22 protein-coding genes are annotated in these 21770 nt (G+C 65.1%); 16 read left to right on the top strand and 6 right to left on the bottom strand.

The window, feature by feature from the left end; all coding sequences use genetic code 11:
* Positions 1-92 precede the first annotated feature (92 nt).
* Positions 93-1265 (top strand): hypothetical protein, encoded by a 1173-nt coding sequence (locus DYI42_RS06545; protein ID WP_213545127.1) that lies wholly within the window; start codon positions 93-95, stop codon positions 1263-1265.
* Between the two features lie 38 nt (positions 1266-1303).
* On the opposite strand, the gene DYI42_RS06550 is transcribed toward DYI42_RS06545, so the two are convergent.
* On the bottom strand, positions 1304-2113 hold the full coding sequence (locus tag DYI42_RS06550; RefSeq protein WP_213545128.1) for a division plane positioning ATPase MipZ: 810 nt from the start codon (positions 2111-2113) through the stop codon (positions 1304-1306).
* On the opposite strand from DYI42_RS06550, the gene DYI42_RS06555 reads away from it, so the two are divergent.
* Positions 2112-2834, top strand: a complete 723-nt coding sequence (locus DYI42_RS06555) for a hypothetical protein (RefSeq protein ID WP_213545129.1) — start codon at positions 2112-2114, stop codon at positions 2832-2834. The two genes, DYI42_RS06550 and DYI42_RS06555, sit on opposite strands and share 2 nt — an antisense overlap.
* Positions 2835-2907: 73 nt before the next feature.
* Here the strand turns inward: DYI42_RS06555 and DYI42_RS06560 are convergent, their stop codons facing one another.
* Complete coding sequence (locus DYI42_RS06560; protein ID WP_213545130.1) at positions 2908-4062, bottom strand: AraC family transcriptional regulator; 1155 nt, start codon at positions 4060-4062, stop codon at positions 2908-2910.
* A gap of 159 nt (positions 4063-4221) precedes the next feature.
* Between DYI42_RS06560 and tolQ the strand changes: the two genes are divergently transcribed.
* From tolQ to folD, 14 genes are all read left to right on the top strand, one after another.
* Positions 4222-4917 carry a protein TolQ gene (gene tolQ / locus DYI42_RS06565; RefSeq protein WP_213545131.1) on the top strand — a complete coding sequence of 232 codons (696 nt, stop codon included), beginning with the start codon at positions 4222-4224 and terminating at the stop codon, positions 4915-4917.
* 1 nt (position 4918) lies between these two features.
* The gene (gene tolR / locus DYI42_RS06570; RefSeq protein ID WP_213545132.1) at positions 4919-5395 is read left to right on the top strand and encodes a protein TolR; all 477 of its coding nucleotides are present in this window, start codon (positions 4919-4921) and stop codon (positions 5393-5395) included.
* 9 nt (positions 5396-5404) lie between these two features.
* Positions 5405-6589: a hypothetical protein gene (locus DYI42_RS06575; RefSeq protein ID WP_213545133.1), complete on the top strand. Its 1185-nt coding sequence runs from the start codon at positions 5405-5407 to the stop codon at positions 6587-6589.
* Positions 6586-6954: a hypothetical protein gene (locus tag DYI42_RS06580; RefSeq protein ID WP_213545134.1), complete on the top strand. Its 369-nt coding sequence runs from the start codon at positions 6586-6588 to the stop codon at positions 6952-6954. The genes DYI42_RS06575 and DYI42_RS06580 overlap by 4 nt, the downstream gene beginning before the upstream one ends.
* A 143-nt stretch (positions 6955-7097) precedes the next feature.
* Positions 7098-8420 carry a Tol-Pal system beta propeller repeat protein TolB gene (gene tolB, locus DYI42_RS06585; RefSeq protein WP_213545135.1) on the top strand — a complete coding sequence of 441 codons (1323 nt, stop codon included), beginning with the start codon at positions 7098-7100 and terminating at the stop codon, positions 8418-8420.
* Between the two features lie 116 nt (positions 8421-8536).
* Positions 8537-9055, top strand: coding sequence for a peptidoglycan-associated lipoprotein Pal (gene pal / locus DYI42_RS06590; RefSeq protein WP_213545136.1), 519 nt, complete (start codon positions 8537-8539; stop codon positions 9053-9055).
* Between the two features lies 1 nt (position 9056).
* Complete coding sequence (gene ybgF, locus DYI42_RS06595; RefSeq protein WP_213545137.1) at positions 9057-9911, top strand: tol-pal system protein YbgF; 855 nt, start codon at positions 9057-9059, stop codon at positions 9909-9911.
* A 62-nt stretch (positions 9912-9973) separates the two neighbouring features.
* A complete protein-coding gene (gene tilS / locus DYI42_RS06600) occupies positions 9974-11152 on the top strand; it encodes a tRNA lysidine(34) synthetase TilS (RefSeq protein ID WP_244867640.1) in 1179 nt (392 codons plus the stop codon).
* A gap of 78 nt (positions 11153-11230) precedes the next feature.
* Positions 11231-13156 (top strand): ATP-dependent zinc metalloprotease FtsH, encoded by a 1926-nt coding sequence (ftsH, locus tag DYI42_RS06605; RefSeq protein ID WP_213545139.1) that lies wholly within the window; start codon positions 11231-11233, stop codon positions 13154-13156.
* Between the two features lie 147 nt (positions 13157-13303).
* A complete protein-coding gene (locus DYI42_RS06610; protein ID WP_213545140.1) occupies positions 13304-14074 on the top strand; it encodes a methyltransferase domain-containing protein in 771 nt (256 codons plus the stop codon).
* A gap of 11 nt (positions 14075-14085) precedes the next feature.
* Positions 14086-14670, top strand: coding sequence for an MOSC domain-containing protein (locus tag DYI42_RS06615; protein ID WP_213545141.1), 585 nt, complete (start codon positions 14086-14088; stop codon positions 14668-14670).
* 134 nt (positions 14671-14804) lie between these two features.
* Positions 14805-16481 (top strand): formate--tetrahydrofolate ligase, encoded by a 1677-nt coding sequence (locus DYI42_RS06620; RefSeq protein ID WP_213545142.1) that lies wholly within the window; start codon positions 14805-14807, stop codon positions 16479-16481.
* A complete protein-coding gene (locus DYI42_RS06625; RefSeq protein WP_244867641.1) occupies positions 16481-16792 on the top strand; it encodes a chorismate mutase in 312 nt (103 codons plus the stop codon). Before DYI42_RS06620 ends, DYI42_RS06625 begins: the two co-directional genes overlap by 1 nt.
* A gap of 55 nt (positions 16793-16847) precedes the next feature.
* Entirely contained in the window at positions 16848-17747 is a 900-nt protein-coding gene (folD, locus tag DYI42_RS06630) for a bifunctional methylenetetrahydrofolate dehydrogenase/methenyltetrahydrofolate cyclohydrolase FolD (RefSeq protein WP_213545143.1), read from the top strand.
* On the opposite strand, the gene DYI42_RS06635 is transcribed toward folD, so the two are convergent.
* From DYI42_RS06635 to DYI42_RS06650, 4 genes are read right to left on the bottom strand one after another with little or no spacing between them, the layout of a single operon-like run.
* On the bottom strand, positions 17736-17960 hold the full coding sequence (locus DYI42_RS06635) for a hypothetical protein (protein WP_213545144.1): 225 nt from the start codon (positions 17958-17960) through the stop codon (positions 17736-17738). The two genes, folD and DYI42_RS06635, sit on opposite strands and share 12 nt — an antisense overlap.
* 41 nt (positions 17961-18001) lie before the next feature.
* A complete protein-coding gene (gene pdeM, locus DYI42_RS06640) occupies positions 18002-18658 on the bottom strand; it encodes a ligase-associated DNA damage response endonuclease PdeM (protein ID WP_213545145.1) in 657 nt (218 codons plus the stop codon).
* 39 nt (positions 18659-18697) lie between these two features.
* Positions 18698-21097 carry a ligase-associated DNA damage response DEXH box helicase gene (locus tag DYI42_RS06645; RefSeq protein ID WP_213545146.1) on the bottom strand — a complete coding sequence of 800 codons (2400 nt, stop codon included), beginning with the start codon at positions 21095-21097 and terminating at the stop codon, positions 18698-18700.
* A gap of 6 nt (positions 21098-21103) precedes the next feature.
* A complete protein-coding gene (locus tag DYI42_RS06650; protein WP_244867642.1) occupies positions 21104-21715 on the bottom strand; it encodes a MarR family winged helix-turn-helix transcriptional regulator in 612 nt (203 codons plus the stop codon).
* Positions 21716-21770 lie beyond the last annotated feature (55 nt).

Genomic DNA, 21770 nt, shown 5'->3' on the forward strand with positions numbered 1-21770 from the left:
AAACGCCCCGCTGTTTTCGCCATCGCGCCGCATTGCCGCCACAGCTTTGTAGCTTGATGGGCAACAATGAGGGGTAATGCGAGGGGCGATCCATGGGTGGCCTTAACCGACTTTTTGCTGCGCTGGCCTGGCCGTTTCTTTTGGCCGGGATCGGTGCATTCGGCCTGTGCGGCTGGCTCCTGCTCGAGGAATTGCACGAGAGCCGGGAGATGGAGGCGCTTGCCCGGGCTCCGCAGCCGGAGGCGGTGGCAATCGAGGCTTTCGACCGCGCTGTGCACATCCACGCCTTTGACGAAGTGCACGTGAAAGGCCAGCTTGACCTGTCGATGCAATATGATCTCGTCGCGCCGAACCCCGCCGGGGGCGCAGACTATGTGGGCGTGATGATCCCGATCTATGCCGAGGGTGCCGAGAGCACCGAAGGCGGCGCACAGGGTGTTCTGCTCTTCGATCAGGGGCCGGGCGGCGACACCATCGGCGAGACCGAGGTGAACACCCTTGTCGCCCAGATCGACGGCGAAGGCGCGGTGGGGCCCATCATTTCCGTCGCAGGGCGGGCAGCCAGTGCCGGCCTCTACCGGCCTCTTGTGTTTGATGCCTTTGCCGAGAACGGCCGTGTTCTGGACGAGACATTCCTGACAATCGCGCCGTTCCGCGCGGCGCGGGAGCTTGCGCTGGCCCGCGCGCCCGACCTGGAGCAGCCGATGATCCTTGGCATGGGCGGCACCATTGCCGTGCTTCTGGCCATGATCGGCTTCGCCCGGGCACGGCATGTCAAACCCCGCGACGCAGGGGCGGAGGTGATCGCGCCGGAGGCTGAAGAGATCGCGCCGGAAGTGAGCGGGTCGCGCGACTTCGAAATCGATCCGGCCACCGGCCTTGTTTTCATCCCGGCCTATGGCCCCGAGATGGCCGATGGCTCCACTGGTACCGCGGTGATGCGCGAGGTGCTCGCGCTGGGTCGTCGGTCTGAGGAAACCGGGACTTACACCGCGCGCCGTGACGGCATCGACGACTTCGCTGCGCTCGACAGCGGCGGGCTGAAACGCCCCCTGTCGGGCCGCGGCATCCCTGAAAAACTCGCAGGCCCGAAGCCGGTGAAGAAAGAAAGCACCCTTGCCGGACGTCAGGACCCGACGCAGGCCGCCGATATCATGGCCGCCGTGCAGGCGGAGATCACGGCGCCCAAGCTGGCGACCGCCAAAGGCGAGGGGGGCGATCTCTTCGCTGCAATCCAGGCGGCTGTGGGGGAAGGCCGCGCCTAGCGCCGGATGACCTGTGCAGGCGCCGGTAAGTAGACGCCTCAGAAATCCGCTGTCACACCCGGAAGCCGAAGGTTTGTGATGAGGTCGCGCAGCTCCTGCCGGGCCGCGACGTTAGAGATGTTGAGCCGCTCAACACCAACGTCGCCAAGGTCGAGCAGCGTCAGCCCCCGCGGAAAAAGTTCGCGGAAGATCACGCGCTCCGAGAAGCCTGCCGCCGCGCGAAACCCGATGCGCCGGGAGAGCTTTTCGAGCGCGTCGCCCATCTTTTTCTTGTTGTGCATCGCCTGCGGCCCGAGCCGGTTGCGCACAACCAGCCAGTCGATCGGCTGCAGGCCGGCCTGGGCACGCACCTGACGGGCGGACCATACCATCTCTGAATAGACGGACGGCCCCAGGATCTTGCCCGAGGCCGGGTCGATCCGGGCCAGCAGGTCAAAGTCCACGAAGCTGTCGTTCAGAGGGGTGACAAGGGTGTCGGCCAGCGAGTGCGCCACCTGGCTCAGGCGGGTATGGGAGCCGGGGCAGTCGATCAGGATGTAATCCATGTCACGGTCCAGCCCGGCCACCGCTGCCGAGAGCCTGCGGTCATAGATGTTCTCGCCGTCTTCGAGGCTGGACTGATCGACTTGCGGCAACTCGCGCAGCACCGGCCCGGCAAGCTCAAGCCCCTGGCTTTCGGCAAAGACCCTGCGGTTATCGAGGTAACGGGCAAAGCTGCGCTGACGCAGATCGAGATCGAGGGCACCAACCTTCTTGCCCATCCGTGCCAGTGCGGTGGAAATATGCATGGAGGTCGTGGACTTGCCAGACCCGCCCTTCTCGTTGCCGACGACGATGATATGCGCCATGGCCCTTGCCCTTCTGGCCGCGCGTCACCGCAGCCGCTGCCCCTTCTTGATTGGCGCGCACCATATAACCGCCACCGGGCCGGGAAAAGCGGCTATCGAGCATTTTCGGCAGTTCTTTTTCGCGGCGCGCTCCGGGCGCAATCTGTCCAAGTGCGCAGGCGCGTTCTGTCCAAGCCATCTTTCGGCGGGGCAAGTAGACTTCGGGACATATTGCATTTTCGAGGACCAACCCATGCTTTACCTGTCTCGCCGCACATTGATCGCCGCAGCCTCCGCCGCACTGTTGTTCATCAGCCAGCCGGTCGCAGCCGATCCTTCGGAAGTGGGGGAGAAGGTAGGCCAGATCTGGCTGGATGCGTTGGCTGAAACCGCGAAGATGGTGGAGGGCACGCCCCCCATCGAGGATATCAGGGCTGACTTCATGGCGATGAAGGAAGCCAAGATTTCCGAGTTGGTGGACCTTGGCCACCAGATCGCCGAGATGGACGCTGGCGACAAGGCACAGGTCGAGGCCAAGGTGAGCAGCGCCTACACCAAGGCCTCGATCGATCCCGAGGTCTCGGCCCAGTACAAGGCTTATTTTGAAGCCCAGAAGGCCTATCAGAAGAGCGATTCAGAGTTCTTCAACGAATTGAAGGCCATCAACATTCTGACCCAATACGCTTTCTTCGATCTCTTGAAAAAGCAGGCCCCCAAGGAGGCGGAGCGGCTCGGCCTTTGACGCCGGGTGAGTGACGTGACGCCTTTGCCATCTGCCCCGCCCGAGATTGCTTTGGGCGGGGTCATTTCTTGCATCACTGCCCGTGGCGCGCCTCGCCAGGTGTCATTCCGAAGCGACCCTTGAAGCAGCGGTTGAAGTAGGAAATATCGCCAAAACCGCAAGCGAGCGCGACATCGGTGATCGCGGTGTCTGGGCTGTGCCGCAAGGCTGCCATGGCACGTTCGAGCCGGACGTTGCGCAGTCGAGTGGAAAAGCTCTGCCCCTCCGACGCAAGCAGTTTGCGGATATGGCCGGGTGAAAGCTGGAGGTGGCGCGCGACTGTATCGATTCCGAAATCCGGTTCGGTTGCGTGGCGTTCGATCTCCGAGGTGATTGCCGCGATGCGCGCCGCCGTGAGCCCGCCGCCGGGCGCCGAGGCAATTTGCCAGTGATCCCGGCTGCCTCCAAGAACGAGCCCCGCAAGCTCCTGCACGTGCCGCACCGCCATATGGGCTGCGTCCAGCGCACCGGGGCCGGTTTCCTCGGGCAGGAGGGCGCCTGAGAGCAGCATGCGAAGGTAGCCTTCGAGAAGCCCGAGTGCCGGCGTCTGCCCCGGGATCACGGCAAATCCGAGCCGTCCAAGGTCGCCTACCTGCGTCGCCAAGGCGCTGCGCGAGATGCTCAATGTCAGGAAATCGCCCGCCGTCGACACTGTTTCGGCAACTTCCGAACTGTGGCGCACCATCGCGTCGCCGGGCCCGAACTCCACGCTATGGCCACGTTCGCGCAACTCCATCTGGCCGCGCTGCGGGATCAGCAAGATAAGGTCATCGTTGTCGTCCTCAAGCAGGCGTTTGGTCCGGGCGCAGCGCATCGCGCTGACAGAGCCGGAAGACAGCGTGAGGCCGGGGAGGGCCAGAAGATCCACGTCAAAGCGAAACGGCGCATCATCCAGCGGGTCGATGTCGAGGCGCAGAAATTGCTCTGCAAAATGCTCGCGCCACGAATTGACGCGGGACGCTGCCGGAAACATCGCAGCCGAAAGCTGGCCGCGCAGGATGGGTGGGGGTGCAGGGTGGCTGTCTATGGCAGTGGCCCTCCGTGGAAATACCGAGCCTGCCGCCTCTTGCGGGACGTGCAGAAAAATGAAGCCCCGGGCCTGCTCTGCGGCGAAATCCGCGCCCGGCGCGCCAAGTATGATCCCGAACGCCGTTTTGACGCAAGGGAAGCCTTGCTGCGGCTGTTGCATCCCTGCGCGGGCCTCCGCCATCGCCCGCTGCTCACGCGATGGTGTTGGCTTTTGCGCTTTCGGAACTGTATAGTTCACGCCAGAAGGCCGACGACAGATCGGCCCCTATCGGGCGGCTCCTCCGGGAGCGACAAAACAAAGAGGCGGGAACGTAGGCACATGGGTTCCGAAACAGCTGCTATGGCGCAGGAGATAGACTTCTCCCTGCTCGCGCTTTTCATGCGCGCCACCCTGACCGTGAAGATCGTGATGATCCTGCTGATCATCGCGTCTTTCTGGTCGTGGAAGATTATCATCGAAAAGATCATGATGTATCGTTTGCGCCGGTCAGAGGCCGGCAGCTTCGATCGGGCGTTCTGGTCGGGCGAGCCGCTCGACGAGCTGTTCGACCAGATCGGCACCGAGCCAAAGGGCGCGAGCCAGAAGATATTTGCCTCTGGCATGATAGAATGGCGCCGCTCTCACCGGGATGACGGCGCGCTCATCGCGGGCGCGCAGGCGCGGATCGACCGGTCGATGGATGTGGCGATTGCCAAGGAAACCGACAAGCTCAACCAGGGCCTGCCGTTCCTGGCCACGGTGGGCTCGACCGCGCCCTTCGTCGGCCTCTTCGGCACAGTCTGGGGGATCAAGAACTCCTTCGAGGAGATCGCCATTTCAAAGTCGACCGACCTTGCGGTTGTTGCGCCCGGCATCGCCGAAGCGCTGGTGGCCACCGGCCTCGGCCTGCTCGCGGCCATCCCGGCGGTGATCTTCTACAACAAGCTCTCGGCGGACAGTGACCGGATCGCCGGCAACTACGAGAGCTTCGCCGACGAATTCGCCACCATCCTTTCGCGCCAGTTGGACAGCTGAGATGGGCGCGGGTGTCATCAACACAGGCGGCGGCAATCGCAAGCGCAGATCGCGCGGGCGGGGCCGGGCCGCTGCGATGAGCGAGATCAACGTCACGCCTTTTGTCGATGTGATGCTGGTGCTGCTCATCATCTTCATGGTCGCCGCGCCGCTGCTGACGGTGGGCGTGCCGATCCAGCTACCCGAAACGGCGGCCCAGGCGCTGCCCTCCGAACAGGAAGAGCCGCTGACCATCACGCTGACTGCCGAAGGCGAGACGCTTATTCAGACGACGCCAGTGGAAGAGGCCGCGCTGATCACCCGGCTGCGGGCGATTGCCGCCGAGCGGGCGGATGACAAGGTGTTCCTCCGCGCCGACGGGGCCATTCCCTATGAGCGGGTCATGCGCATCATGGGCGCGCTCAATGCGGGCGGGTTCGGTAACATCGGCTTGGTGACCGACACCGGCGGACCGACGCTCGACGGGTCGGACGGGTAGGGGGCGCTCATGCCCGAGAAACTCGACACAAGCACGATCATATCCGGCGGGGCGCACCTCGGCCTGATCGGCTGGGCGCTGATCGGCGGCGTGCTCCATTGGGAGTCGCCGCCCGAAACCGTGACCAACGTGTCGATGATCTCGGGCGATGAGTATGCGGCGCTGGTGTCGAACGCGACAGATCCGGCCACGCCTGGCCCCGAAGTGCCGGAGGCTCCCGACACGCCCGAACCACCCGAGGTGGCCGAGCCCGAAACGCCCGAGCCGCCCACGCCGGAGACCGAGCCGCAGCCCTCAGAGGCGCCTCCGCCGCGCACCGCCGAGGTTGCCCCCGATTCCGCGCCCGACACCTCTGCGCTGGAACCGCTGCCTGAGGCCGAGGTGACGGAAACCGCCCCGCCCGCGCCCGAGGCCCCAAGCGCAACGCCAGATGAAAACCCCGGCGCGAGCCTGGTGCTCGACAACTCCAAGCGCCCCAAGGAACGCCCGGCGCAACGCGTGGCCCCAACGCCCGCCCAGCCGCCCGAGCCCGACGCGGCGGTGGATACCGAGGTGACGGAGGCTGCCGAGCCCACGCCCGCCGAGGAGGAGCCTGCGCAAGAGGTGCAGGAAGATACCGCGCCAGAAGCCGCCAACACCGAGATCGTCACCGAGGCTGAGGAGCCCTCGGGCGGCGAGGTCGTGGCGCTGGCCCCCACCGGCTCGCCACGCCCCAGGGCGCGACCGGCCCGGCGTGAGCAAGAGGCCGAACCGGCCCGAGCGGAGACCTCGCAGGAGACCTCCGACGCCATCGCCGATGCGGTGGCCGACGCTGTGAGCGAAGGTCAATCGGCCTCCGAGCCGGCCCCGTCGCAGCCCGCGCGCAGCGGGCCACCGATGACCGCGGGCGAAAAGGATGCGCTGCGGGTGGCGGTGCAGCAGTGCTGGAACGTGGGCAGTCTCTCCAGCGACGCCTTGCGCGTGACTGTTACGGTGCTGGTCTCGATGAACGAGAATGGCACACCCGATAACGGCTCGATCCGGATGGTGGGCTCCGAGGGCGGCTCGGGCGATGCCGTGCGCCAGGCCTTCGAAGCCGCACGCCGCGCGATCATCCGTTGCGGCGCGAGGGGTTTCCCGCTGCCTGCGGAAAAATACGGCGAATGGGCGGAGATCGAGATGGTCTTCAATCCAGAGAAGATGAGGATCAAATGATCCGGGCCGCAGCGATATCGCTGGCCGCCGTGGGCCCTGCCGCCGCCGAGGTGCCCGCCCCGATCCGCGCCGAGATGATCCCGGTGGCGCAATGCTGGAACGTGGGCAGCCTCTCTCCCGTAGCAGCGCTTACCTCTGTGACGGTTGCCTTTTCGTTGAGTCGCGACGGCAAAGTGGTGACGGACAGCCTGAAGATGACCGCATGGGACGGCACCAGCGAGGCGGCCGCGCTGGAGGCCTACGAGGCCGCGCGGCGGGCGATCCTGCGATGCAGCCAGGACGGGTTTGATCTTCCGGCGGAACAATATGACGCCTGGAAGCATATCGAGATGACGTTCGATCCACGTCGGATGGAAGTGTCATGATGCTGTGGCAGGTTGCAACAGGTGGAAAATGCGGCACCGTCAGCGGCGCGACACGGGTTTTTGGGCGGCGGGAAGCCGCCGATATTGAATAACGAAGGCCCGCAGGGCTTCATGAGCGGTGAAATGCGAGGAATGACAGCGGCATGAAAAAGTTAACGCACCTTCTGGCGGGGCTGGCCCTTGCCCTCGGGATCACCCCTGCAATCGCGCAGGATGGCCCGCTCCGGATCGAAATCACCGAGGGCGTGATAGAGCCCTTGCCTTTTGCGATCCCGGTTTTCATCGCCGAGAACGCGGCGGCGCAGGAATATGCCGCGCAACTCAGCCAGGTGGTCGCCGCCGACCTTGCGGGAACGGGGCTGTTTCGCCAGATCTCGCCCGACTCCTTCATCTCGACGGTCTCCAACTTCGACGCTCCGGTGCAATATGCCGACTGGAAGGCGATCAACGCGCAGGCGCTGATCACCGGTGCCGTCTCGGTAGCCGAAGGCGGGCGGGTGAACGTGAAGTTCCGCCTGTTCGATGTGTTCTCCGAGGCACCGCTTGGCGACGGGCTGCAACTCGGGGGCACCACCACGAGCTGGCGCCGGATCGCGCATAAGGTGGCCGACCAGGTCTATTCCCGGATCACCGGCGAGGGTGGCTATTTCGACAGCCGCGTTGTCTTCGTGCATGAGGAAGGCCCCAAGAACGCCCGGCAAAAGCGGCTGGCGGTGATGGATTACGATGGCGCCAACGTTCAGTACCTCACCAACAGCGCCTCCATCGTGCTGGCCCCGCGCTTCTCCCCCACTGGCGACCGGGTGATTTATACCAGCTATGAAACCGGCTTTCCCAAGATCTACGTGATGGATGTGGGCACGGTGCAGCGCCGCATCCTCGAAGATCAGCCGGGCACCATGACCTTCGCCCCGAGGTTCGCGCCAGATGGGCAAACGGTTGTCTTCTCGCTGGAGCGCGGCGGGAACACCGACATCTACCGCTACTCGCCGGGCGGCACCACGCAAGCGCTCACCAACGCGCCCTCGATCGAAACCGCACCCAGCTACTCACCCGACGGCACACAGATCGTGTTCGAGAGCGACCGCTCCGGCACCCAGCAGCTCTACAAGATGCCGGCCAATGGCGGCGAGCCCACGCGGATCAGCTTTGGCGAGGGCCGCTACGGCACGCCGGTCTGGAGCCCGCGTGGCGACCTCATCGCCTTCACCAAGCAGCATCAGGGCCGGTTCCACATCGGGGTGATGCGCACCGACGGCTCCGAGGAGCGGCTATTGACGGCAAGCTTCCTCGACGAGGGCCCGACCTGGAGCCCCAATGGCCGGGTCATCATGTTCACCCGCTCGGGCAGCGGGGCAGGGGGGGAAAGCGCGCTCTATTCGGTGGATATTTCGGGACGCAACCTGAAGCGCGTGCCCACCCCGGGCGCGGCCTCAGATCCGGCTTGGTCACCGCTTCTGCCCTGATGGCAAACGGCTTTGCCCGGTAACAGAGGTGTTTCCCAACCCCGGGCCGGGGTGGTATAGACATCGTAAAGGAAAGCGCCCGCGAGAGGGCGCACCATGAGAGAGAGGCAGTCGAGATGAACAAGATCCTCGTGAAATCCGGGCTGATCGCCCTGGCCGTTGCGGTTTCGGCCTGTACCGATCCGGGGCGCTTCGGGAATGGCGCAGGCGGCGACGGGACAGTAGGCGCCGATGCCTACGACCCGAACAACCCTGCATCGAACCCGAATTCGCCCGCGTATTTCTCGCAGCGCGTGGGAGACAGGGTCTTGTTCGCCGTAGACCAATCCACCCTTTCGCCCGAAGCGCAGCAAACGCTGACGGCGCAGGCGCAGTGGCTGAACACGAACAGCTCCTACTCGGCCATCGTGGAAGGCCATGCCGATGAGCAGGGCACGCGCGAATACAACCTCGCGCTGGGCGCACGCCGCGCCAACGCGGTGCAGGAATACCTGATTTCACAAGGCGTGGCCGGCTCGCGGCTGCGCACCGTGAGCTACGGCAAGGAGCGCCCGATCGAGGTGTGCTCGACCGAGGCCTGTTATTCCCAGAACCGCCGTTCGGTGACCGTGCTCTCCGCGGGTGCAGGATCCTGACATGAGGCTACGGGGCGCGCTCTTCGCATCGATCCTCGCCGCTGCCCCGGCGATGGCGCAGGATGCAGAAACATTGGCTGACATCCGGCAGGAACTGGCAACGGTTTACGTGTCGATGCAGGAGCTGAAGCGCGAGCTCTCCACCACGCAGGGTGCTTCGGGCGGCGCGGTGGCTGGCTCGGTGCTGGACCGTGTGAATGCGATCGAGGCCCAGCTTCAGGCCCTCACATCGCGCACCGAGGAGATGCAGAACCAGATCGACAGGGTCGTGACCGATGGCACGAACCGGATCGGTGACCTCGAGTTTCGCGTCTGCGAGATCGAGCCGGGCTGCGACTTTGGTGATATTGGCGAAACGCTACCGCTTGGCGGCACCGCCCCGGCGACGAGCGGCGGTGGCGGGCAGCAGGCTGTGATCACCCCCGACAACGGCAACGGCGGCACCACCGCCCCCTCCACCGGCCCCGCGATGGCCGTGGCCGAGCAGGCCGATTTCGACCGGGCGAAGGCGGCCCTCGACTCCGGTAGCTTTCAAAGCGCCGTTGACCTCTTTGCGTCCTTTACCCAATCCTACCCGGGTGGCCCGCTGACCAGCGCCGCGCATTTCTGGCGCGGCGAAGCGCTCTATGAGCTGTCGAAGGTGCCCGAGGCCGCCCGCGCCTACCTCGAGAGCTATTCCTCCGATCCACAGGGGCCGATGGCGGCGGACGCGCTCTTCAAGCTTGGCACCTCGCTGGCCGATCTGGGCCAGAACGTGGAGGCCTGCACGACGCTTGGCGAGGTGCAGGTGCGCTTCCCCGACAGTGACGTGGCCTTCGATGCCGGTGCCGCCCGCCGTTCCATCGGGTGCAGTTGAGCCTCCTCCGGACCGCTTCAGACGCGTATGCGCGCCTCTTTGCAGGCGATCCGCCGCGGCGGTTGGGGATTGCCCTGTCCGGCGGGGGGGACAGTACCGCGCTGCTCATCCTGACCCGAGAGGCGCTGCCTGAGGTGGAGCTGTGCGCCGCCACCGTAGACCATCGGCTGCGCACCAGTTCCGCCGAAGAGGCGGCGCAGGCGGGGCGGCTTTGCCGAGAGTTCGATGTGCCGCATGAAATTCTACCCTGGGAGGGCTGGGCCGGTGAGGGCAACCTCCAGGCCGAGGCCCGCTCTGCCCGGAGCGCCCTGCTTGCGGATTGGGCGGAGCGCAACGACCTGGACCATATAGCCCTCGGCCACACGCTGGACGATCAGGCCGAAACCGTGCTCATGCGCCTGGCGCGCGGATCGGGCGTGGATGGGCTGGCGGCGATGGCAGGGCGCAAGGCCTCGCAGGGACTCACCTGGCTGCGCCCCTTGCTGGACACACGCCGCGCGGACCTTCGCGCCTTCCTGAGCGAGCGCGGGATCAGGTGGTCAGATGATCCTTCCAACGACGATGAGCGGTTTGACCGCGTGAAGGCCCGCCGCATGGGAGAAGAGCTTGCACGCCTAGGCCTCACGCCGGAGCGACTCGTCAGAACCGCAGACCAGATGGCGATGGCCCGCGACGCTCTGAATGAAAGCGCCGCCGCCTACCTGACTCGGGCCCGGGTCGAGCAGGGCGACCTCCTGATGCCGAACCCGAACCGGTTTCCGGCGCCGCGCGACACCCTGCTGCGGGCATTCGCGCATGCACTCTGTTGGGTATCCTCGTCCGTCTACCGCCCGCGTTTCGAAGCGTTGACCGCAATGCTCGATGAGTTGGAACCGGGAAAGGCGGGCACTTTGCACGGCTGCCGTATTTCCAGCGAGGGCACCATCTGGCGGGTTTCAAGGGAGTATGCGGCGGTGTCTGATCTTGCCACGCCGCCCGCGATGCGATGGGACAAGCGCTGGCAGTTTCATGGCCCCACGCCCCCCGAAGGCGCTCATTTGGCTGCGCTCGGGCCGATCGGACTCGAGGAGTGCGAAGACTGGCGCGCCTCCGACCTGCCGCGCCCCTCGCTCATGGCCTCTCCCGCGCTCTGGTTGGGGGAACGGTTGCTCTCTGCACCCCTGGCCGGACGGCCCGAAGGCTGGACCGCGCGGCTTTGTCACGGGCAGGAACACCTTGTTTCCACCCTCCGTGCCGATTGAACCCCCGGCAAAAACCCCTATGTTGTGGGCTGAACCGCGCCCGCGCGGCATTTTAGCTTTCCGGGAGGTGTCTGCCTGATGGGCAACGCACGCAACATCGCGTTCTGGGTCGTTCTGTTCGTTCTGATCCTTGCGCTCTTCAATCTCTTCTCCGGCGACAATGCCACCATGTCGTCTCGCAACCTGAGCTACTCCGACTTCATCGAGGCGGTCGAAGAGGGCTCGGTGACCGAAGTCACCATCGACGGTGAGGAAATGCGCGTCCGCACGACGGATGACACCACCTACACCACGATCATTCCGCCCGAGGTGGACCCAACCGAGGTGCTGATCGCCAATGACGTCGAAGTTTCGGCCAAGGCACAGCAACAGAACGGGCTTCTCGCCTATATCGGAACGCTGCTGCCTTTCATCATCCTGATCGGCATCTGGATCTTCCTGATGAACCGGATGCAGGGCGGCGGGCGCGGTGGGGCGATGGGCTTCGGCAAGTCAAAGGCCAAGCTGCTGACCGAGAAGCATGGCCGTGTCACCTTCGATGACGTGGCGGGCATCGACGAAGCCAAGGAAGAGCTGGAAGAGATCGTCGAGTTCCTTCGCAACCCGCAGAAGTTCTCGCGCCTTGGCGGCAAGATCCCCAAGGGTGCGCTGCTGGTGGGCCCTCCGGGCACCGGTAAAACCCTGCTGGCGCGCGCCATCGCGGGCGAGGCGGGCGTGCCCTTCTTTACCATCTCGGGCTCGGACTTCGTTGAGATGTTCGTCGGCGTGGGCGCAAGCCGTGTGCGTGACATGTTCGAGCAGGCCAAGAAGAATGCGCCGTGCATCGTCTTCATCGACGAGATCGATGCCGTGGGCCGCTCCCGTGGTGTGGGCTACGGCGGCGGCAATGACGAGCGAGAGCAGACGCTGAACCAGCTGCTGGTAGAGATGGACGGCTTTGAGGCCAACGAGGGCATCATCATCGTCGCGGCCACCAACCGGCCTGACGTGCTCGATCCGGCGCTGCTGCGTCCCGGTCGTTTCGACCGGCAGGTGCAGGTGCCGAACCCCGACATCAAGGGCCGCGAGAAGATTCTCGGCGTGCATGCCCGCAAGGTGCCGCTTGGACCCGACGTGGACCTGCGCATCATCGCCCGTGGCACACCCGGCTTCTCGGGCGCCGATCTGGCGAACCTGGTTAACGAGTCTGCCCTTATGGCCGCCCGCGTGGGCCGTCGCTTCGTGACGATGGAAGACTTCGAGAACGCCAAGGACAAGGTGATGATGGGCGCCGAACGCCGCTCCATGGTCATGACCGAGGACGAGAAGAAGCTGACCGCCTATCACGAGGCTGGCCATGCGGTGGTGGGCCTGAACGTGCCGCAGCATGACCCGATCCACAAGGCCACCATCATCCCCCGTGGTCGGGCGCTGGGCCTCGTGCTCAGCCTTCCCGAGCGTGACCAGCTCTCGGTGAGCTACACCAAGTACAAGAGCCAGATCGCCATGGCGATGGGCGGGCGCGTGGCCGAAGAGCTGATCTTCGGCCCGGAAAACGTGACCTCAGGTGCGGCCTCGGACATCCAGCAAGTGACGCGAATTGCGCGGGCCATGGTGACCCGCTTCGGCTTCGACCCTGAACTTGGCTATGTCGACTATGCCAACGAGCAGCAGAGCCATCTTGGCAGCTATCAGGGCCAGACCAACCATTCTGGCATTACGCAGAAGCTCATCGACGACAAGGTGCGCGAGCTGGTCGATGAGGGCTATGAAACGGCCAAGCGGATTTTGACCGAGAAGTCGGAAGATCTCGAGCGGCTGGCACAGGGCCTTCTGGAATATGAAACCCTGACGGGCAACGAGATCACTCGTGTGATCGCAGGCGAGCCGCTGAACCGGGGCGACGATGACGATACCGGTGCATCACCGGGCGGCGGACAGGATGACAAACCCTCGCTGACGGCCGTTCCCAAAACCAAACCCCGCAAGGGCGGCGGCGGGATGGAGCCTGAGCCCTCGGCCTAATGATCGCCGTGACCCATGAGAACGCCGCGCTGATGCGCGGCGTTTTTGCTTTTGGTGGCTCGTTCTCGCTCCGAGGGGTGGGCCGTTGGCCGGGCTTGGCTGGCGCGGGTAAAGTTGGTATACGATTGCATACCAAATGAGGTACCCATGTCAGACTGGAACAGTGATCTCTACGCGCGCTTCGCCGCCCCGCGCCTGCGACCGGCCATGGACCTGCTGGCGCAGACCGGGCCGCTCATGGAGGGCCCGGTGGTTGACCTCGGATGTGGCACCGGCGCTATGGGAGACGCGCTTGCGTCGCGCTTTCCCGAAAACCGGCTCATCGGGATCGACAATTCGGCCGCCATGCTTGCCAAGGCGCGCGCTGTTTCTGCCTATGACGACCTGATCGAGGATGACGCTGGCCAATGGGCGCCGGACACGCCGCCTGCCTTGATTTACTCGAACGCAGCCCTGCAATGGCTCCCAGATCATGCCCGGCTATTTCCGCGCCTGTTGCGGCTGCTTGCTCCGGGCGGCCAACTCGCTGTTCAGATGCCTCGGCAGCACGATGCACCCTCGCACCGGCTGATCCATGAAATCGCCGCCGAGCTGTTTCCTGCCCGTTTCGATAGCCCCCGCTCACCCGTGGATGAGGCGCACAGCTATGTACGGCTGCTTGCGCCCTTCGGGATGACCGAGGCGTGGGAAACCACCTATTTTCAACGCCTCGCTCCCGCCCCGGACGGCCACCCGGTGCGGCTCTTTACGCAGTCCACCTTTATGCGGCCCTATACCGCGCGGATGAACGCCGAAGAGCAGCACCGGTTTCTGGCCGCTTATGAGGCCGAACTGGCCCGGGCTTATCCGCCCGACCCCGACGGCTCTGTGCTCTTTCCCTTCCGGCGGCTCTTCCTTACGGTCCGGCGCAGCAGTTGAAGGAGCGCGCCATGGCCGGACTCAAGAAGATCGATGCAACCGCCACCGTGACGTGGCTGGGCTGGGTCGAAAGCCGCGAGGACACGCTGCGCGCCGAACCGCTGGAAGCCGCCGAGGCGACGCTAGATGGCTTTCCCGGCGAAGACCATGGCGGGGCAACGCGACCCTCCTGCTCACGCGTACTGGCGCTCTATCCGGAACGGGGCACGATAATTCGCAATACCCGGCAACTCTCGATCCTCTCTGCGGAGGAACTGGCCGAAATTGCCACAACGCTCGATCTCGATGTGCTCTCTCCGGACCTGCTCGGTGCATCGCTCGTTATTTCCGGCCTGCCGGACTTTTCACACATCCCGCCCGGGACCCGGCTTCAGGCCCCCTCGGGCGCGACGATAACAGTGGATGTAGAGAATGGTCCCTGCAACTTTCCGGCCAGAGAGATCGAAGACACCCACCCCGGCCACGGCAAGGGCTTCAAGGTCGCCGCAATGGGCAAGCGCGGGGTGACGGGCTGGATCGAGCGGGCGGGGCGGATTGCCCTTGGCGATACCCTCACGGTCTTCATTCCAGATCAGCCCGCCTGGGCTGGGGCCTGACAGGGTTTCCGATCCGCCGCTTCGGTTTCCCCACTCCGGCGTTTCCGCGCCTCAATATGTCGCAATAGGCCCCCACCCCGGCTGGCGCGAGCGCTACCACCTTTGTAGCACCGCAACCGGAGGAGGGAGGCCCCATGAGCGTCAAGTCTGACATCGAGATTGCCCGCGAGGCAAAGAAACGCCCGATCCAGGAGATCGGAGACAAGCTGGGCATCCCGGCCGATCACCTGCTGCCCTATGGCCACGACAAGGCAAAGGTCGACCAGGAGTTTATCTCGGGCTTGAAAGGCCGGGAGAACGGCAAACTCATTCTCGTCACCGCGATCAACCCGACCCCGGCGGGCGAAGGCAAGACGACCACCACCGTGGGCCTTGGCGATGGACTCAACGCCATTGGCAAGAAGGCGGCGATTTGCATTCGCGAAGCCTCGCTCGGCCCCTGCTTCGGGATGAAGGGCGGCGCGGCGGGCGGCGGCTACGCCCAGGTGGTGCCGATGGAGGAGATGAACCTCCATTTCACCGGCGACTTCCACGCGATCACCAGCGCCCACAACTTGCTTTCGGCGATGATCGACAACCACATCTACTGGGGCAACGAGCTGGGCATCGACGAGCGCCGGGTGGTCTGGCGGCGGGTGATGGACATGAACGACCGCGCCCTGCGCGACGTGGTGGTGAGCCTTGGCGGCGTCGCCAACGGCTTCCCCCGGCAGGGCGGGTTCGACATTACCGTGGCCTCGGAGGTCATGGCGATCCTCTGCCTCTCCACCGATCTTGCAGACCTCGAGCGGCGGCTTGGCCAGATCATTGTGGCCTACACCCGCGACCGCGAGCCTATCACCTGCGCCCAGATCGGTGCGGCAGGGGCCATGACAGTGCTGCTCAAGGACGCGATGCAGCCCAACCTCGTGCAGACGCTGGAGAATAACCCGGCCTTCGTGCACGGCGGGCCCTTCGCCAACATTGCTCATGGTTGCAACTCGGTGATCGCCACAACGACGGCGCTCAAGCTGGCCGACTACGTGGTGACCGAGGCGGGCTTCGGGGCCGACCTCGGGGCCGAGAAGTTCATGAATATCAAGTGCCGCAAGGCCGGGCTCGCACCCGATTGCGTGGTGCTTGTGGCGACCGTCCGCGCGATGAAGATGAACGGTGGCGTGGCCAAGGCCGACCTCGGGGCCGAGAACGTGGAAGCCGTTCAAGCGGGCTGCCCCAACCTCGGGCGGCATATCCAGAACGTAAAAAGCTTCGGCGTGCCGGTCGTTGTCGCCATCAACCACTTCATCTCCGACACGGATGCCGAGGTGCAGGCGGTGAAGGACTACGTGGCCGAGATGGGTTCGGAGGCGATCCTCTGCAAGCACTGGGCCGAAGGCTCGAAAGGCACAGAAGAGCTGGCGACCCGCGTGGCTGAAATCGCCGACAGCGGCGCATCGCAGTTTGCGCCCCTGTACGCCGACGAGATGGGCCTTTTCGAGAAAATTGAAACCATTGCTACGCGCATCTACCACGCCGATGAGGTGCTGGCCGACAAGAAGATCCGAGACCAGCTGCGCGCGTGGGAAGAGGCCGGCTTCGGGCACTTGCCGGTTTGCATGGCCAAAACGCAATACAGCTTCTCGACCGACCCGGGCCTGCGCGGTGCGCCCACCGGCCATTCGGTGCCGGTACGCGAGGTTCGGCTTTCGGCTGGCGCAGGCTTCGTGGTGGCGATATGCGGTGAAATCATGACGATGCCCGGCCTGCCGCGCCATCCGGCTGCAGAAACCATCGGGCTGAACGACGCCGGAGAGGTGGAAGGACTGTTCTGATGCGCAAGAGCCCTGCCGAAATCGACACCATGGCCGAGATGCGCGCCCAGATCGACGAGATCGACGGCGAGTTGATCGCCCTGTTGGCTGAGCGGCAGGCCCATGTGGATTGCGTTCCAGCACTTAAGAAGGCGGCGGGCATTTCAGCCGCCGCCCCTTCCCGCAGTGCGGCGGTTCTGGAGAACGTCACGACGAAGGCCGAGGCCGCCGGGTTTGCACCGGAGCTGGCGCGGGCGATGTGGCGGGAAATGATCGACTTCTACGTGGCCCGCGAGCAGCAGCACCTCGGAACCGGCGGGGAAGACCGCTAGCGGCCCGCGCCGCCGCAGACCCAGCAATGCAAAACCCTTTCACATGGAGAGCCCCATGAGCGCAAACATCATCGACGGAAAGGCCTTTGCCGCAACGGTTCGCGAGAAAGTGGCGGGCCATGTGGCGCGCCTGAAAGACGAGCACGGTATTACCCCCGGCCTCGCGGTGGTGCTTGTGGGGGAAGACCCGGCGAGCGAGGTCTACGTGCAGGCCAAGCACCGGCAGGCGGTTGAAGTGGGCATGGCCTCTTTCGAGCACAAGCTTCCTGCCGATACGCCCGAGGGCGAGCTGTTTGCCCTTATCGACCGGCTCAATGCCGATCCCGCGGTGCATGGCATCCTATGCCAGTTTCCTGTGCCCGACCATCTCGACGAGCGCCGCACCGTGGCGCGGATCGACCCATCGAAGGATGTCGACGGGCTCAGCGTCGCCAACGCAGGCCTGCTCGCCACCGGCGGCGAGGCCCTGGTGAGCTGCACCCCGCTCGGGTGCCTGATGTTGCTGCGCGACCAACTCGGCGACCTCACCGGCAAAGATGCCGTGGTAATCGGGCGCTCGAACCTCTTTGGCAAGCCGATGGGGCAACTGCTGCTGCGTGACAACTGCACCGTGACCATCGCCCACTCTCGCACCCGTGATCTGCCCGAGGTCTGCCGCCGCGCCGATATTCTCATCGCCGCCGTTGGCCGTGCCGAGATGGTAAAGGGCGATTGGGTGAAGCCGGGCGCCACGGTGATCGACGTTGGCATCACCCGCGTTCCGCACCCGGAGAAGCCGGGCAAGACCAAGCTGATCGGCGACGTGGCCTTTGCTGAGGCCTCTGAGAATGCCGCGGCGATCACGCCCGTTCCGGGCGGGGTTGGGCCGATGACCATCGCCTGCCTTCTTGCCAACACGGTCACGGCCTGCTGCCGCGCGCACGGGCTTGCAGAGCCGGAAGGGCTAACCGCCTGACCGCAGACGAATTTCGCGGGCCAGCGCCTGCCGCTCGTCGGCAAGCGCGCCTTCGATCGCAAAGGCTTCCTCGTTTACAGCGCCCGGATCTTCCTGCCCGTCGCGCATGGCCTCTTCAAGCCAGTGCAGAATTTCCTCGCGCCCGCGCCCGGCGACCATCATCGCGATCATCTGGCGTTGGGCAATCAACCTGCCTTCCGTCGTGGAATCCATCGGCTCCTCCTTGGTTTTGCTGCCAAGGATGGTAGTGCGTTTCACGCCAGAGGCACGGCCAGGGCGCGCGGGCCCGTAAGCACGGCGATAGCCCGCGCCGCGAAGAGGTTGCGAAGCGCCGGTGTTTCACAGCGCAGGCCGCCGGTATAGGCGCCGAAGGCCGGCAGGATCAGCCGGGTCTCGTCGTAGACGAAGGCGGGCCGCGATGTGCCCGAGCGGGGCAGGCGGTGCTTGGGGTGATAGTGGCCTGAAACCTCGCCGGGCGCGCAGCCTTGGGTGGCAATGTGGCGAAAGACAAGCCCCTGCACGGCAAGGTCAGAGCGATGCGCACCGCCAAGCTCTACTGGCCCCGGATCGTGATTGCCCTCGATCCAAACCCAGCGCCGGCCCGCCTGCATCGCCTGCAGCCGCAGTCGCACACCTTCGGGCATGGCGAGGGCAGCGCCCAGATCATCGAAACTGTCGCCCAGGCACACCACGCAGCGAGGCGCGAGCGCCTCGACCTCGGCCTCCAGCCGCGCCAACGTTTCCTCGGTCTCGTAGGGTGGCAGAAGCGCGCCGCCCCGCCGTGCCATCCGCTCCGACTTGCCAAGGTGCAGGTCGGAAACACAGAGCAGGCGCGCCTCGGGCATCCAGAGGGCACCTGAAGCGCGCGCCTTAAGGTGGCAACCGGCAAAGGTGAAAGCGTGGGCGTTCATGTTCCGTTCTTAGATCGGAATGTCGGATTTCTGCAAGCCCTAGCCGGTGAGGCCCGCCTTGGCCATGAGCGCGGCGGCCTCTTCCTCGGCCAGCCGTTCCCGCCCCTTGCCGGCCACCGGAACCTTGCCCACTTCAAGAAGGAGCGGGGCGGCCATGGGCGTCACCCGGTCGAGCGTGACATGGTCGATCCGCCCGGCGACGCGCGCCAACATCTCTTCCACACGTCCGAAATCAACCAGCCCCTTCATCGCCTCCTCCCGTGTGATCCGCATCAGGAGATGGTCCGGGTCGTACTTCAGAAGCGTGTCATAGAGGATATCGGAGGAGAAGGTCGCCTGGCGCCCGCTCTTGCGGTTTTGCGGCAGGTTGCGCTCGATCAGCCCGGCGATTGTCGCCGAGGCGCGGAAGGTGCGCTTCATGACGGCATTGCGCGCCAGCCAGCCCTCCAGCACGTCTCGCAGCACCTGTGGGGCAAGAAGCGGTGCCGGGTCTTCCACCGGCTCCAGCCCCCAGATGAGCGTGGCGTAATCCGTGGCGACGAAACCCAAAGGGTCGAGCCCCAGCTCTTCCATCCGGCGGGTAACGAGCAGGCCCAGTGTTTGTTGCGCGTTGCGCCCGGCAAAGCCGTAGAGGCAGGTGTGCGCGCGGCTGTCATGCGAGAAACTCTCGACAAGCAGGCGGTCGCTTCGTGGCAACAGGGACACGTCTCGCTGGAGCGAGAGCCAGTCGCGGATCGTTCCGGGCAGGTCCTCCCAATTGCCGTGGATCAACTCGAGAATGCGCGCGGTGAGGCGGGTGGAGGCGGAAAACTTCGTGCCGCCGAACACGGCGATCTTCGGCGTCTTGTTGGCGGAGCGGGAGACCTGCACGGTCATCTCCTTCAACCCTTCGTAACGAACGATCTGGCCACCGATGAGAAAGGTATCACCCTCTGTAAGGGAGGCGGCGAAGGCCTCTTCGACCTCGCCCAAGGGCTGCCCGCCGCGCCCGCGCATACGCACCTTCAGCAGTTCCGTGTCCTGTATCGTGCCGATGTTCATCCGGATGCGTTGCGCGGCACGCGGATCTCTCAGGCCCCAGAGGCCATCGCGCTTCATCAGCTTTTGCCAGCGGTCGTAGGCGCGCAAGGCGTAACCGCCCGTTGCGCAGAATTCGAGGCAGTCATCGAAAGCCGCACGAGAGAGGCTGGCGTAGGCGCCCACCGTCCTTACCTCGTGGAACAGCTCGCCCTCGTCGAACGGCCCGGCGCAGGCGCGGATGAGGATATGCTGGCAGAGCACATCGCGGGGGCCGGGGCCGCGCGGGTCACCATCGAGATCATGCTCGGCGGCGGCCTCCAGTGCCGCCCGGCACTCCAGCACTTCGAAACGGTTGGCGGGCACGAGCCGGGCTTTCGAGGGTGCATTGTAGCGGTGGTTGGCCCGGCCAATGCGCTGCACGAGGCGTTTCACGTTTTTTGGCCCGCCGATCTGGATGATAAGGTCGACATCGCCCCAGTCGATCCCGAGGTCGAGCGTGCCGGTGCAGACGATGGCGCGCAGCTCACCCGCCACCATGGCATCTTCCACCTTCTGGCGCTGTGCACGGGCGAGGCTGCCGTGGTGAATTGCGATGGGCAGGGAATCGGCATTCGCAAGCCACAGGTTGTGAAAGAATATCTCGGCCTGCGCGCGGGTGTTATGGAAGATCAGCGTCGTACGGTGAGCGCGGACCTGCTCCAGCACTTCGGGGATGGCGTGGGCCGCCCCACCTCCGGCCCAGGGCGGCGGAGCGGCAGTGTCCAGCATGGCAATGTCGGGCAGGGGGCCCGGATCGGCCATGATGACAGGGCAGGGATCGGGGTGCCGGGCGAGTTGGCGTGCCAGGGCGGGCGGATCTTCGACCGTGGCGGACAGGCCCACGCGGCGCAGCCCGGGGGCAAGCGCCTGCAGACGGGAGAGGGCGAGCATCAACTGATCGCCGCGCTTGCTCTCCGCGAGAGCATGAATTTCGTCAATCACCACGCGCGACAACCCTGCGAATATCCGCGGGGCGTCTTCATAGGAGATGAGAAGCGCGAGGGACTCTGGCGTGGTCAGAAGGATATGCGGCGGATCGGCGCGCTGACGCTTGCGGGCGGTGGCAGAGGTGTCGCCGGTGCGATCCTCGATGCGGATAGGCAGGCCCATATCCTCGACCGGACGCCGCAGGTTGCGACGGATGTCGGAGGCCAGTGCCTTCAGCGGTGAGATATAGAGCGTGTGCAGGCCGTCATGCGCGCCGTCGGCCAGTTCGACCAGAGAGGGCAAGAAGCCTGCGAGGGTCTTGCCGCCGCCCGTAGGCGCGATGAGCAGCGTCGCCGGCTCTTCGGCGCGTTCCAGCATTTCCAGCTGGTGCGGGTGTGGGTCCCAGCCATGAGTGGCGAACCACTCCCGGAAACGCGGCGGAAGCGCGGCCATGCGGGTTTAGCGGGTTTCAGGGTCTGACGTCAGGTCGGAAAGGCTATCGCGCAGCGCGGCGATTTCGGACACGATAACGCCGCTCGGATCATCCGGCTCTTCGGACCAGCTGGAAAAACGCTCCAGAAGAGGGACGAACGTGCGAACCTCTTCTTCGGTCCAACTCTTCAGGAAATGCCCGAGCGTGTAGAACTTGAAGGCGCGCACGGCGTGAACGATCCGGTCCCCCTCGGGCGTGACTTGGAGGATGGCGCGGCGTGCGTCTTCCTGGCTGACGCCGCGGCGGACAAAACCCTTGCGGATTAGCTCGGTTGTCAGGCGAGAGGCGCGGGACGGGTCGATGCCCAGACGGTTTGCCACGCTTCCGACCGTGGTTTCACCGCTCGTTTCGTCCCCGAACTCATTGGCCGGCCGCCAGACGGCGATCAGCGCGTCAAGCTCTGCCAGCTCTACCTTCAGGCCAAGCTCGCGCACGGCCCGCACACCAAGCTCTCGCTTGAACACCCGGCGGCGCCAGCGCTGCATGATGGCGTCGAGTTCAAGTGCGCTCTGGGCCAGCGATTCCCCCACGCCGACATGCTCGAGCTTCTCTACGACTTCCCGATCTCTGTCGCCCAATGCAACTCCCCTAATTAGTGTTGTTGACATATGTATGCTGTCAACACATATATAC

The sequence above is a fragment of the Vannielia litorea genome, from assembly GCF_018424695.1.
Taxonomy (GTDB): Bacteria; Pseudomonadota; Alphaproteobacteria; order Rhodobacterales; family Rhodobacteraceae; genus Vannielia; species Vannielia litorea_A.

Coding starts and splice junctions, on each gene's coding strand:
- tolR (WP_213545132.1), top strand. CDS start 4,919: ATGGGCGCGGGTGTCATCAACACAGGCGGCGGCAATCGCAAGCGCAGA.
- pdeM (WP_213545145.1), bottom strand. CDS start 18,658: ATGAACGCCCACGCTTTCACCTTTGCCGGTTGCCACCTTAAGGCGCGC.
- pal (WP_213545136.1), top strand. CDS start 8,537: ATGAACAAGATCCTCGTGAAATCCGGGCTGATCGCCCTGGCCGTTGCG.
- tolB (WP_213545135.1), top strand. CDS start 7,098: ATGAAAAAGTTAACGCACCTTCTGGCGGGGCTGGCCCTTGCCCTCGGG.
- DYI42_RS06645 (WP_213545146.1), bottom strand. CDS start 21,097: ATGGCCGCGCTTCCGCCGCGTTTCCGGGAGTGGTTCGCCACTCATGGC.
- DYI42_RS06610 (WP_213545140.1), top strand. CDS start 13,304: ATGTCAGACTGGAACAGTGATCTCTACGCGCGCTTCGCCGCCCCGCGC.
- DYI42_RS06635 (WP_213545144.1), bottom strand. CDS start 17,960: ATGGATTCCACGACGGAAGGCAGGTTGATTGCCCAACGCCAGATGATC.
- ybgF (WP_213545137.1), top strand. CDS start 9,057: ATGAGGCTACGGGGCGCGCTCTTCGCATCGATCCTCGCCGCTGCCCCG.
- DYI42_RS06615 (WP_213545141.1), top strand. CDS start 14,086: ATGGCCGGACTCAAGAAGATCGATGCAACCGCCACCGTGACGTGGCTG.
- DYI42_RS06545 (WP_213545127.1), top strand. CDS start 93: ATGGGTGGCCTTAACCGACTTTTTGCTGCGCTGGCCTGGCCGTTTCTT.
- ftsH (WP_213545139.1), top strand. CDS start 11,231: ATGGGCAACGCACGCAACATCGCGTTCTGGGTCGTTCTGTTCGTTCTG.
- DYI42_RS06620 (WP_213545142.1), top strand. CDS start 14,805: ATGAGCGTCAAGTCTGACATCGAGATTGCCCGCGAGGCAAAGAAACGC.
- DYI42_RS06560 (WP_213545130.1), bottom strand. CDS start 4,062: ATGCAACAGCCGCAGCAAGGCTTCCCTTGCGTCAAAACGGCGTTCGGG.
- tolQ (WP_213545131.1), top strand. CDS start 4,222: ATGGGTTCCGAAACAGCTGCTATGGCGCAGGAGATAGACTTCTCCCTG.
- DYI42_RS06575 (WP_213545133.1), top strand. CDS start 5,405: ATGCCCGAGAAACTCGACACAAGCACGATCATATCCGGCGGGGCGCAC.
- folD (WP_213545143.1), top strand. CDS start 16,848: ATGAGCGCAAACATCATCGACGGAAAGGCCTTTGCCGCAACGGTTCGC.
- DYI42_RS06625 (WP_244867641.1), top strand. CDS start 16,481: ATGCGCAAGAGCCCTGCCGAAATCGACACCATGGCCGAGATGCGCGCC.
- DYI42_RS06580 (WP_213545134.1), top strand. CDS start 6,586: ATGATCCGGGCCGCAGCGATATCGCTGGCCGCCGTGGGCCCTGCCGCC.
- DYI42_RS06555 (WP_213545129.1), top strand. CDS start 2,112: ATGGCCCTTGCCCTTCTGGCCGCGCGTCACCGCAGCCGCTGCCCCTTC.
- DYI42_RS06550 (WP_213545128.1), bottom strand. CDS start 2,113: ATGGCGCATATCATCGTCGTCGGCAACGAGAAGGGCGGGTCTGGCAAG.